This is a genomic window from Nocardioides albidus, from assembly GCF_006335005.1.
Taxonomy (GTDB): domain Bacteria; phylum Actinomycetota; class Actinomycetes; order Propionibacteriales; family Nocardioidaceae; genus Nocardioides; species Nocardioides albidus.
This window is the reverse complement of the sequence record NZ_VDMP01000016.1, coordinates 31,268-41,789: the sequence shown is the minus strand read 5'-3', so window position 1 is coordinate 41,789 and position 10,522 is coordinate 31,268. Positions and strand designations below refer to the sequence as shown.

19 protein-coding genes are annotated in these 10,522 nt (G+C 70.0%); 15 read left to right on the top strand and 4 right to left on the bottom strand.

Annotated features, from left to right (window positions below; translation table 11 throughout):
- The 4 genes from FHP29_RS22465 to FHP29_RS03750 form a co-directional block, all read right to left on the bottom strand.
- The coding region (locus FHP29_RS22465; RefSeq protein WP_240044285.1) for an AAA family ATPase at nucleotides 1-286 on the bottom strand (286 nt) is incomplete at its 3' end.
- Nucleotides 283-1,455: a DUF4350 domain-containing protein gene (locus FHP29_RS03760; protein WP_139621524.1), complete on the bottom strand. Its 1,173-nt coding sequence runs from the start codon at nucleotides 1,453-1,455 to the stop codon at nucleotides 283-285. The genes FHP29_RS22465 and FHP29_RS03760, both read right to left, overlap by 4 nt.
- A complete protein-coding gene (locus FHP29_RS03755; RefSeq protein WP_139621523.1) occupies nucleotides 1,452-2,102 on the bottom strand; it encodes a DUF4129 domain-containing protein in 651 nt (216 codons plus the stop codon). The genes FHP29_RS03760 and FHP29_RS03755 overlap by 4 nt, the downstream gene beginning before the upstream one ends.
- Entirely contained in the window at nucleotides 2,099-3,244 is a 1,146-nt protein-coding gene (locus tag FHP29_RS03750; protein WP_139621522.1) for a hypothetical protein, read from the bottom strand. The genes FHP29_RS03755 and FHP29_RS03750 overlap by 4 nt, the downstream gene beginning before the upstream one ends.
- Before the next feature lie 375 nt (nucleotides 3,245-3,619).
- Between FHP29_RS03750 and rpsJ the strand changes: the two genes are divergently transcribed.
- From rpsJ to FHP29_RS03675, 15 genes are all read left to right on the top strand, one after another.
- Entirely contained in the window at nucleotides 3,620-3,928 is a 309-nt protein-coding gene (gene rpsJ, locus FHP29_RS03745) for a 30S ribosomal protein S10 (RefSeq protein ID WP_007078637.1), read from the top strand.
- A 10-nt stretch (nucleotides 3,929-3,938) separates the two neighbouring features.
- Nucleotides 3,939-4,589, top strand: a complete 651-nt coding sequence (rplC, locus tag FHP29_RS03740; RefSeq protein ID WP_139621521.1) for a 50S ribosomal protein L3 — start codon at nucleotides 3,939-3,941, stop codon at nucleotides 4,587-4,589.
- An 8-nt stretch (nucleotides 4,590-4,597) separates the two neighbouring features.
- Nucleotides 4,598-5,227, top strand: coding sequence for a 50S ribosomal protein L4 (rplD, locus tag FHP29_RS03735; RefSeq protein ID WP_139621520.1), 630 nt, complete (start codon nucleotides 4,598-4,600; stop codon nucleotides 5,225-5,227).
- On the top strand, nucleotides 5,227-5,529 hold the full coding sequence (gene rplW / locus FHP29_RS03730; protein WP_139621519.1) for a 50S ribosomal protein L23: 303 nt from the start codon (nucleotides 5,227-5,229) through the stop codon (nucleotides 5,527-5,529). Before rplD ends, rplW begins: the two co-directional genes overlap by 1 nt.
- A complete protein-coding gene (gene rplB / locus FHP29_RS03725) occupies nucleotides 5,529-6,365 on the top strand; it encodes a 50S ribosomal protein L2 (protein WP_139621518.1) in 837 nt (278 codons plus the stop codon). Before rplW ends, rplB begins: the two co-directional genes overlap by 1 nt.
- A 14-nt stretch (nucleotides 6,366-6,379) precedes the next feature.
- A complete protein-coding gene (gene rpsS / locus FHP29_RS03720; protein ID WP_139621517.1) occupies nucleotides 6,380-6,661 on the top strand; it encodes a 30S ribosomal protein S19 in 282 nt (93 codons plus the stop codon).
- A complete protein-coding gene (gene rplV, locus FHP29_RS03715; protein WP_139621516.1) occupies nucleotides 6,658-7,089 on the top strand; it encodes a 50S ribosomal protein L22 in 432 nt (143 codons plus the stop codon). Before rpsS ends, rplV begins: the two co-directional genes overlap by 4 nt.
- On the top strand, nucleotides 7,089-7,919 hold the full coding sequence (gene rpsC, locus FHP29_RS03710; protein WP_139621515.1) for a 30S ribosomal protein S3: 831 nt from the start codon (nucleotides 7,089-7,091) through the stop codon (nucleotides 7,917-7,919). The genes rplV and rpsC overlap by 1 nt, the downstream gene beginning before the upstream one ends.
- Before the next feature lie 3 nt (nucleotides 7,920-7,922).
- Nucleotides 7,923-8,342: a 50S ribosomal protein L16 gene (gene rplP, locus FHP29_RS03705; protein WP_139621514.1), complete on the top strand. Its 420-nt coding sequence runs from the start codon at nucleotides 7,923-7,925 to the stop codon at nucleotides 8,340-8,342.
- Nucleotides 8,342-8,578 carry a 50S ribosomal protein L29 gene (gene rpmC, locus FHP29_RS03700; RefSeq protein WP_139621513.1) on the top strand — a complete coding sequence of 79 codons (237 nt, stop codon included), beginning with the start codon at nucleotides 8,342-8,344 and terminating at the stop codon, nucleotides 8,576-8,578. The genes rplP and rpmC overlap by 1 nt, the downstream gene beginning before the upstream one ends.
- Nucleotides 8,578-8,853, top strand: a complete 276-nt coding sequence (rpsQ, locus tag FHP29_RS03695) for a 30S ribosomal protein S17 (RefSeq protein WP_139621512.1) — start codon at nucleotides 8,578-8,580, stop codon at nucleotides 8,851-8,853. The genes rpmC and rpsQ overlap by 1 nt, the downstream gene beginning before the upstream one ends.
- A gap of 78 nt (nucleotides 8,854-8,931) precedes the next feature.
- Complete coding sequence (gene rplN / locus FHP29_RS03690; protein ID WP_017932847.1) at nucleotides 8,932-9,300, top strand: 50S ribosomal protein L14; 369 nt, start codon at nucleotides 8,932-8,934, stop codon at nucleotides 9,298-9,300.
- The gene (gene rplX, locus FHP29_RS03685) at nucleotides 9,300-9,695 is read left to right on the top strand and encodes a 50S ribosomal protein L24 (protein WP_240044284.1); all 396 of its coding nucleotides are present in this window, start codon (nucleotides 9,300-9,302) and stop codon (nucleotides 9,693-9,695) included. Before rplN ends, rplX begins: the two co-directional genes overlap by 1 nt.
- Before the next feature lies 1 nt (nucleotide 9,696).
- Nucleotides 9,697-10,281, top strand: coding sequence for a 50S ribosomal protein L5 (rplE, locus tag FHP29_RS03680; RefSeq protein ID WP_139621511.1), 585 nt, complete (start codon nucleotides 9,697-9,699; stop codon nucleotides 10,279-10,281).
- A 1-nt stretch (nucleotide 10,282) separates the two neighbouring features.
- Nucleotides 10,283-10,468 (top strand): type Z 30S ribosomal protein S14, encoded by a 186-nt coding sequence (locus tag FHP29_RS03675; protein WP_011757321.1) that lies wholly within the window; start codon nucleotides 10,283-10,285, stop codon nucleotides 10,466-10,468.
- Nucleotides 10,469-10,522: the final 54 nt, after the last annotated feature.

Below are 10,522 nucleotides of genomic sequence, written 5' to 3'. Positions count from 1 at the left end.
CGCCGCCCGCGGAGTCGATGACCAGCGAGCCGGTGATGTCGCCCGGCATCAGATCGGGGGTGAACTGCACCCGGCGGGTCTGCACGTCCAGGCTCTGGGCCAGGGTCCGCACGAGCAGGGTCTTCGCCGTCCCGGGCACGCCCTCCATGAGGACGTGGCCGCCGCACAGCAGCGCGACGAGCAGCCCGGACACGGCCGCGTCCTGGCCGACCACGGCCTTGGCGACCTCCTGGCGCACGGCCAGCAGCCGCTCGCGCACGCCGGCCTCGTGGATGGTCTGGGTCATGAGCGTCGTACCTCTCTCCTCAGTCGGGCCAGGTCCTGCGCGAGCCGGACCAGGTCCTGGTCGGTCGCCGGTGGCATGCGGTGGTCGTCGAGCAGGGCGGCCACGGTCTCGGCCGGAGCGCCCAGGTGGCGGGCGGCCGCCTCGACGACCACCTGGGTCGGGGCGCCGCGGTCCAGGCGCAGCCGGCGGGCGATGTCGGATCGCGCGGCGCCGCGCAGGGCGCGGGCGGCGTGCGCCCGGTCGCCGCTGCGGCGATACATCCGGCCGCGGCTGCTCGCGGTCTCCACGGCGCGCACCACGACGGGCAGCGGCTCGGTGGACAGCGGGCCGAGCCGGCGTACCCGCCACAGCAGCAGCGCGATCCCCGCGAGCGCGAGGATCCACAGCGCGGGGCCGATCCAGTCGGGCAGCAGGGTGCCGATCGTCACGGCGTCGTCGGAGACCGCGTCGGTCGCGTCGGGGACGTACCAGACCAGGCGCGGGTCCTGGCCGAGCAGCCGCAGGCCCAGTGCCGCGTTGTCCGCGCGGGTGATCTGGTCGTTGGTGAGGGCCTGGCCCGCGCCGAGGAGCACGAGGCCCCCGACGGTGCGGACCAGGGCGCGCTCGCCTCGCGGGAAGCAGCCCTCGCCGTTGTACGACGTCGCGCTGTCGACCTCGATCCTCAGCCCGTCCAGGTCCACCCCCGCGACCCCGTCGGGGCAGTGGGCGCGGACCGCGTCGTCCTCGTCGGCCGACACGCCGAGCTGGCCGAGTCCGGGGTCGATCTCCTGCACCAGCGCGTAGTCGGGCTCGACGAGCACGATCCGGGCGGCGCCCGCGGCGTGGCGGCGCATCCGCTCGAGAGTGCTCGCAGCCAGCTGGTCGGTCCCGCTCACGACGACCGTCGTGGCCCCGTCGACCTGTGCCTCCTCGAAGGCGTCGGCCGAGCGGGCGATGGTGACGTCGACCCCCTGGTCGTCGAGGACACGGGCCAGCGCCTGGGCGCCCTCGGGCCCGGGATTGCGCGGGTCGGCGACGCCTGGGTACTCCTCGGCGCCGCGGGTCGTCCACACCGCCACGACCAGCGCGAGCACGATCCCCGCCACCACGACCACCCGGGTCCGGGACAGCCGCCACCTCGTCGCCGGGGTCGTCGCCGGGGTCGTCGGCGGGCTCGTCGGCGGGGTCATCGGCGGGCCGTTCGTCCGACGAGGGTGTCGTCGAGCGCCAACAGCTCGCGGGCCTCCGCGGTCGTGGCCGGTCGCTCGCCGTAGAGCACTCCGTCGAAGAGGTCGGCCCCGTGCAGCACGGGTCCGCGGTGCTCGGGGAACACTGCGACCAGCGCTGCGGCCAGCTCGTGCGCGGTCGCCTGGGGCAGGTCCTCGATCCGGCCGCGCTCGACCTGCCGGACGGCGGCGGCCCGGAAGGCGTCGACGAGCGCGCCGGCAGGGTCGCCGGCAGCCAGGGCCGCCTCGGCGCGGGCGCGCAGCTCGTCGGCAGTGATCACCTCGCCGGTGAGCGCGGGGGCGTCGGCGGACCGCCCCCGCGCCGTACGACGGGCGCGGCTGGCCAGGAACAGGACGCCCGCGACGATCAGCAGGACGACCAGGATGGCGGCGGCGCTGGTCAGCCCGGACGAGCCCGAGGCGGCGTCGATGGTGCCGGTGATCAACCGGTCGAGCCAGCGCTGCAGCCGTCCGACGATGTCGTCCTGGTAGTACTCGGGCCGCACCAGCTCACGCCGCAGTTGGCGGCGCGCCTCGTCGCCGCTCGGATCGAGCGGTGGGTCGAGCCGGAGCAGCCACGTCGGCGGGGCGCTCAGGGGGGACGATGTCATGCGGGGACGATCCCCGCCTCGCGCATGAGCTCGACGTCGAAGGCCTCCTTGCGCATGCGCAGGTCGACGTACTGCACCGAGGTGACAGCGGCGAGGAAGGGCGCCACGAAGGCGTTCTGGACGATCAAGGCCCCCGCCTGGGTGAGCACCAGGAGGAGCGCGGCGTACTCGGGGGCCGCGAGCACCGCGACGTTGCCGACGAGGCTGATCGGGAGGGAGAGGAGTCCGCCGGCGAACTGGGCGATGATCACGGTCAGCAGGGCGATGCCGAAGGTGCGCCAGTACTGCCGCGAGGTGAGCCGCCAGCCCCGCCCGATCGCCGCGAAGACGCCGACCGGCTCCAGCATCAGCGCCGGGACCGGCAGATAGTAGAAGCGGATCCACAGCCAGCAGCACAGCGCGGCGACGGCGGGCAGGCTCACCACGGCCCAGGCCACGACCGGCCAGGGGCTGTCGCTGACGGCGACGACGACCACCCACATCAGCAGGTAGACGACCAGGATCGCCAGGAAGGCGAGGTTGAGGAGCACGGTCAGCCCGAGCAGCCGCCAGCGCTTGCCGCGGGTCGCGGCCCATGCCTCGGCCAGGCCGAGTCGCCGCCCGACCGCGGCCGCGCGGGTCACGTGGGCGACCATCCCGGTCACGAACACCACCCCGACCTGGGCGACGACGAGCGAGACGAGCAGGGAGCCGTACGCCGCGAGCAGGCCCACGAGCTCGGCGGTGGTGGCCTCGGTGTCGACGTCTCCGGACATGTCGGTCGCGAGGCCGACGGTGAAGGTGAGCACGAGGGTCACCGCGACGGGGATCGTCATCGCGAGCGCGGTCACCATGACCGCGGCCCCGACCGTGGCCTTCGGGTTGAACCGGATGATCCGGAACGCGCCGTCGTAGATGCTGCCGAGGTTGAGGGGGCGCAGGGGGAGCGCGCCGGGCTTGTGGGCCGCGCCGAGCATCAGGCCCGCCGGGGGCCGGGGGCCCGGCGTCGTCGGGGCGGTCGGGTACGCCGCCCAGGGGGCGGGCGGCGGCTCGGGAGCCGCGCCCGGTGCGGGGCCGCCGGCCCCGCTCGCGCCGGGCGGGACGGGGTCGGCAGGCGGCGGCGCCCCCGGGGGCGGGTAGTGCTGGGAGGGGCCGTCGGTCATGCGGGTCATCCTTGCATCCGGGCCCTGGCCGCAAACGGGCTCCGCAATTTGGTGGCCCCCGCGAACTCTGCCAAGATGTTCCGGTTGCCCCGGACAGGTCGTCGGGGTGCGTGCCAGATCTTGACTACTGAATCGTGTCTCCCCAGCGGAGTGGTCGGCCACCGGAACATCCGGCCGATCCGAGCCGCGTGGAGCGTGCCCGGTCGTCGACATCAGCTCGCACCGCACGTCCGTGAGACACGAGGCAGCCGAGAACAACAGCTCCACTTCCCCCGGGAAGACGTGTGTGCCCTCAACACGGCGCGACACGCCCGACCGCGGGGGTCGGAGCTGAAGGACCCAGAGTCGTACGACGAGTAAGGACGAGAGAGACCTATGGCGGGACAGAAGATCCGCATCAGGCTCAAGGCCTATGACCACGAGGTGATCGACACCTCGGCGCGCAAGATCGTTGACACGGTCACCCGAACGGGCGCGAAGGTCGCTGGCCCGGTGCCGCTGCCCACAGAGAAGAACGTCTTCTGTGTGATTCGCTCGCCGCACAAGTACAAGGACTCGCGCGAGCACTTCGAGATGCGCACCCACAAGCGGCTCATCGACATCATCGACCCCACGCCGAAGACGGTCGACAGCCTCATGCGCCTCGACCTGCCGGCCGGTGTCGACATCGAGATCAAGCTCTGAGGTTCAAGACATGACTATTGAGCGCAACGTGAAGGGCCTGCTGGGCACCAAGCTCGGCATGACCCAGCTCTGGGACGAGAACAACCGGGTCATCCCGGTCACCGTGGTCGCCGCGGGCACCAACGTCGTCACCCAGGTCCGCCAGCCCGAGCCGGACGGCTACAACGCCATCCAGATCGGCTTCGGCGAGATCGAGGGCCGCAAGGTCAACAAGCCGCAGGCGGGTCACTTCGCCAAGGCCGGTACGACCCCGCGCCGCCACGTGGTGGAGATCCGCACCGCCGACGCCAGCGAGTACACCGTCGGCCAGGAGCTGCCCGTCGACACGTTCGAGGCCGGCCAGGCCATCGACGTGACCGGCACCAGCAAGGGCAAGGGCTTCGCCGGTGTCATGAAGCGCCACGGCTTCGCCGGTGTGAGCGCCTCGCACGGTGCCCACCGCAACCACCGCAAGCCGGGCTCGATCGGCGCGTGCGCCACCCCCGGTCGCGTGTTCAAGGGTCTGCGCATGGCCGGCCGCATGGGTACCGACACCGTCACCACCCAGAACGTCACCGTCCACGCCGTGGACGTCGAGAAGGGCATCGTCCTGATCAAGGGCGCCGTCCCCGGCCCCAAGGGCGGTCTCGTCGTTCTCCGCACGGCTGCGAAGAAGGGCTGAACCCGATCATGGCCAAGAACGTTTCCGTTGAGTTCCCCGCCGAGATCTTCGACGTCGAGGTCAACATCCCGCTGATCCACCAGGTCGTCGTCGCCCAGCAGGCGGCCGCGCGCCAGGGCACCCACGCCACCAAGCGTCGCGGCGAGGTCCGCGGCGGTGGCAAGAAGCCCTACAAGCAGAAGGGCACCGGTCGCGCCCGCCAGGGCTCGACCCGCGCGCCGCAGTTCGCCGGCGGTGGCATCGTCCACGGCCCGCAGCCGCGTGACTACAGCCAGCGCACCCCCAAGAAGATGAAGGCCGCCGCCCTGCGCAGCGCCCTCTCCGACCGGGCCCGCAACGAGCGGATCCACGTCGTCGAGGGTCTGGTCTCCGGTGACAAGCCGTCGACCAAGGCCGCGCTGGCCTCGCTCTTCGAGCTGTCCGACCGCCGCAAGTTCCTCGTCGTGCTCGAGCGCTCCGACAGCCTCACCTGGCTCTCGCTGCGCAACGCCCCTGAGGTGCACATCGTGGCCGTCGACCAGCTCAACACCCGCGACGTCCTCGTGAGCGACGACGTGGTGTTCAGCAAGGCCGCTTTCGACCGCCTCGTCGGTGGCAACGCCGCCCTCGCTGGGGACGCCGAGGAGGAGAACAACTGATGAGCACCCTGCACAAGGACCACCGTGACGTCCTGATCGCGCCGGTGGTGTCGGAGAAGAGCTACGGCCTCCTCGACGCCAACAAGTACACCTTCCTGGTGCACCCGGACGCCAACAAGACCGAGATCAAGATCGCCGTCGAGAAGGTCTTCGGCGTGAAGGTCACCTCGGTCAACACGCTCAACCGTCCGGGCAAGGTCCGCCGCACCCGCAACGGCCTCGGCAAGCGCAAGGACACCAAGCGCGCCATCGTGAGCCTGGCCGACGGTCACCGCATCGACATCTTCGGAGGTCAGGCCTGATGGCTATCCGCAAGTACAAGCCGACCACCCCGGGCCGTCGTGGCTCCTCGGTGGCCGACTTCGCCGAGATCACCCGGACCACGCCGGAGAAGTCGCTGACCCGTCCGCTGCCCAAGAAGGGCGGCCGCAACAACCAGGGCCGGATCACCACCCGGCACCAGGGTGGCGGTCACAAGCGCGCCTACCGCGTCATCGACTTCCGTCGCTACGACAAGGACGGCGTGCCGGCCAAGGTCGCTCACATCGAGTACGACCCCAACCGCACCGCGCGCATCGCGCTGCTGCACTACGCCGACGGCGAGAAGCGCTACATCGTGGCGCCCAAGGACCTCACCCAGGGCATGCGGGTCGAGGCCGGCGTCGGTGCCGACATCAAGCCGGGCAACAACCTGCCGCTGCGCAACATCCCCGTCGGTACGACGATCCACTGCGTGGAGCTTCGTCCCGGTGGCGGCGCCAAGCTGGCCCGCTCGGCCGGCAACAGCGCGCAGCTCGTCGCCCGTGAGGGCTCGCGTGCCACCCTGCGTCTGCCCTCGGGCGAGATGCGCTACGTCGACGTGCGCTGCCGCGCGACGATCGGCGAGGTCGGCAACGCCGAGCAGTCGAACATCAACTGGGGCAAGGCCGGTCGTATGCGGTGGAAGGGCAAGCGCCCGACCGTCCGTGGTGTCGTCATGAACCCGGTCGACCACCCGCACGGTGGTGGAGAGGGCAAGACCTCCGGTGGTCGCCACCCGGTCTCGCCGTGGGGCAAGCCCGAGGGCCGTACGCGCAAGCGCAAGGCCAGCGACTCCCAGATCATCCGCCGCCGCAAGTCCGGCAAGAACAAGCGCTGATAGGAACTGCAACGATGCCTCGCAGCCTGAAGAAGGGCCCCTTCGTCGACGGCCACCTGCTCAAGAAGGTGGACGCCGAGAACGAGAAGGGCACCCACAACGTCATCAAGACCTGGTCGCGCCGGTCGATGATCATCCCCTCGATGATCGGCCACACGATCGCGGTCCACGACGGCCGCAAGCACGTCCCGGTCTTCGTGTCCGACTCCATGGTCGGCCACAAGCTCGGTGAGTTCGCGCCCACGCGCACCTACCGCGGCCACGTCAAGGAAGACCGGAAGGGACGCCGTCGATGAGCACCACTGAGCGTCACCGCACCAGCGCGCGTCGCGAGTCCCTCCTGGGCGACGAGCCCGGCGCGTTCGCGACCGCACGCTTCGTGCGGATCACCCCGATGAAGGCGCGTCGCGTCGTCGACCTGGTCCGCGGCCTGCCCGCCGACGAGGCGCTGACGCTGCTGCAGTTCGCGCCGCAGTCGGCCTCCGAGACCGTCTACAAGGTGCTGCAGAGCGCCGTCGCGAACGCCGCGACCACCGAGGGCCTCGCCACCGGCGACCTGGTCGTCTCGGTCGCGCGGGTCGACGAGGGTCCGACGATGAAGCGCTGGCGTCCGCGTGCGCAGGGCCGGGCCACCCGGATCAACAAGCGCACCAGCCACATCACCATCGCGGTCCAGCCCGCGGAGACCGTCGTCGCGAAGACCAAGAAGGGGGCCAAGAAGTAATGGGCCAGAAGATCAACCCGAACGGCTTCCGCCTCGGCATCTCGACCGACCACAAGTCGCGTTGGTACGCCGACAAGCTGTACAAGTCCTACGTCGGCGAGGACGTCGCCATCCGCAAGCTGCTCAGCAAGGGCATGGAGCGGGCCGGCATCGCCAAGGTCGAGATCGAGCGCACCCGGGACCGGGTCCGCGTCGACATCCACACCGCGCGTCCGGGCATCGTCATCGGCCGCCGTGGCGCCGAGGCCGACCGCATCCGCGGCGAGCTCGAGAAGCTCACCGGCAAGCAGGTCCAGCTGAACATCCTCGAGGTCAAGAACCCCGAGATCGACGCTCAGCTCGTCGCCCAGGGCGTCGCCGAGCAGCTGTCGGGCCGCGTGCAGTTCCGTCGCGCGATGCGCAAGGCCATGCAGACCTCGATGCGCTCCGGTGCCAAGGGCATCCGGATCCAGTGCTCCGGCCGCCTCAACGGCGCCGAGATGTCGCGCACCGAGTTCTACCGCGAGGGCCGCGTCCCGCTGCACACGCTGCGTGCCGACATCGACTACGGCTTCTACGAGGCCCGCACGACCTTCGGTCGCATCGGCGTGAAGGTCTGGATCTACAAGGGCGAGGTCGCCGGCACCCGTGCCGAGCGTCAGGCCCAGGCTGCCGCCCGCGCCGGTGTCCCCGGTCGCGGTGGCCGCCCCACCCGAGGTGGCGAGCGTCCGACCCGTGGGTCGCGCGGCGACCGCCCGAACCGCTCGGACCGCAACGCCGAGGCTGCCGCTCCCGCGGACGCCGTCGAGGCTGCGCCGGCCGCCGAGCCGACCCCCGGAACGGAGTCCTGACCCATGTTGATGCCGCGTCGCGTCAAGCACCGCAAGCAGCACCACCCCAAGCGGTCGGGTGCTGCCAAGGGCGGTACGTCGCTCGCGTTCGGTGACTTCGGTATCCAGGCGCTCGAGGGTGCGTACGTCACCAACCGTCAGATCGAGTCCGCTCGTATCGCGATGACCCGCCACATCAAGCGTGGCGGAAAGGTCTGGATCAACATCTACCCGGACCGCCCGCTCACCAAGAAGCCCGCCGAGACCCGCATGGGCTCCGGTAAGGGCTCGCCCGAGTGGTGGGTCGCCAACGTCAAGCCCGGCCGCGTCATGTTCGAGCTCTCCGGCGTCCCGGAGGACATCGCACGCGAGGCCATGCGCCGTGCGATCCACAAGCTGCCCATGAAGGCCCGTTTCATCACGCGAGAGGCTGGTGAGTTCTGATGGCGAACGTCATCCGCGCCCACGAGCTGGACGAGCTCAACGACGTCGACCTCGAGTCGAAGCTGCGCGAGGCCAAGGAGGAGCTGTTCAACCTGCGCTTCCAGGCGGCCACCGGCCAGCTGGAGAGCCACGGTCGGCTCCGCACGGTCAAGAAGGACATCGCCCGGATCTACACCGTGGTGCGTGAGCGCGAGCTCGGCATCCGGACCGCCCCGGGTACGGAGGAGGAGAACTGATGAGCGAGTCGAGCGAGACCACTCAGCGCCACGCCCGCAAGACCCGCGAGGGCCTCGTGGTCAGCGACAAGATGGACAAGACCGTGGTCGTGTCCGTCGAGGACCGCGTCAAGCACGCTCTGTACGGCAAGGTCATGCGCCGCAACACGCGGCTCAAGGCCCACGACGAGCAGAACGACTGTGGTGTCGGCGACCGCGTCCTCATCATGGAGACCCGCCCGCTGTCGGCCACGAAGCGCTGGCGCGTGGTCGAGATCCTCGAGCGCGCGAAGTAAATCCGTTCGGCCAGGCTCGGCCCGCTCCGTGAACCGGAGTGAGGACCCGAGAACCGGCACGACAACCAGGAGAAATCGATGATTCAGCAGGAGTCGCGACTCAAGGTCGCCGACAACACCGGTGCGAAGGAGATCCTTTGCATCCGCGTGCTCGGCGGCTCCGGTCGTCGGTACGCCGGGATCGGTGACGTCATCGTCGCCACCGTCAAGGACGCCATCCCGGGTGGCAACGTGAAGAAGGGTGACGTCGTCAAGGCGGTCATCGTGCGCACCGTCAAGGAGCGCCGCCGTCCCGACGGCTCGTACATCCGGTTCGACGAGAACGCTGCGGTGATCCTCAAGAACGACGGCGAGCCCCGTGGAACCCGCATCTTCGGCCCCGTCGGCCGTGAGCTGCGAGAGAAGAAGTTCATGAAGATCATCTCGCTGGCTCCGGAGGTGCTGTGATGGCTGCCCGCAAGAAGTCCGAGCAGGTTCGCAAGAAGCCCAACCTGCGCGTCAAGAAGGGCGACACCGTCAAGGTCATCGCCGGCAAGGACAAGGGCGCCGAGGGCAAGATCATCAAGGTCCTCCGTGAGGAGGAGCGCGTGATCGTCGAGGGTGTCAACCGGATCAAGAAGCACACCAAGGTCGTCGACCAGGGTGGGCGCGCCGGCAACACCGGCGGCATCATCACCACCGAGGCCCCGATCCACGTCTCCAACGTGATGCTCGTCGAGGGTGACGGCGTGACCAAGGTCGGCTACAAGCGGGTCGACGTCACCAAGCGCCGTCCCGACGGCTCCGAGTACAGCTCGACGCGCAGCGTGCGCATCTCCCGCAAGACCGGGAAGGAGATCTGACATGAGCGAGACGCTCACTGAGGGTGCGGTGGCCGAGAAGGTCACCCCTCGTCTCAAGACCAGGTACCGCGAGGAGATCCTCCCGGCGCTCAAGGCCGAGTTCGAGATCGCCAACGTCATGCAGGTCCCCGGTCTGACCAAGATCGTGGTCAACATGGGTGTCGGCGAGGCGGCGCGTGACTCCAAGCTGATCGAGGGCGCGATCCGCGACCTCACCGCGATCACCGGCCAGAAGCCGGCCGTGACCAAGGCCCGCAAGTCGATCGCGCAGTTCAAGCTGCGCGAGGGCATGCCGATCGGCACCCACGTCACCCTGCGCGGTGACCGCATGTGGGAGTTCCTCGACCGTCTGCTGTCGCTCGCGCTGCCGCGCATCCGCGACTTCCGTGGCCTCTCGCCCAAGCAGTTCGACGGCCGTGGCAACTACACGTTCGGTCTGACCGAGCAGGTCATGTTCCACGAGATCGACCAGGACAAGGTCGACCGCCAGCGGGGCATGGACATCACCATCGTCACCACGGCGACCAACGACGAGCAGGGACGAGCGCTGCTGAAGCAGCTCGGCTTCCCGTTCAAGGAGAACTGACATGGCGAAGACTGCGCTCAAGGTCAAGGCGGCCCGCAAGCCCAAGTTCGCGGTGCGCGGCTACACCCGCTGCCAGCGCTGCGGCCGGCCGAAGGCCGTCTACCGCAAGTTCGGCCTGTGCCGGATCTGCCTGCGGGAGATGGCCCACCGCGGCGAGCTGCCCGGCGTGACCAAGTCCTCCTGGTGAGTCCCGACCACCGGATCTAGTCCCACAACGTTGCAGGTCCCCTCGCCGTGAGCG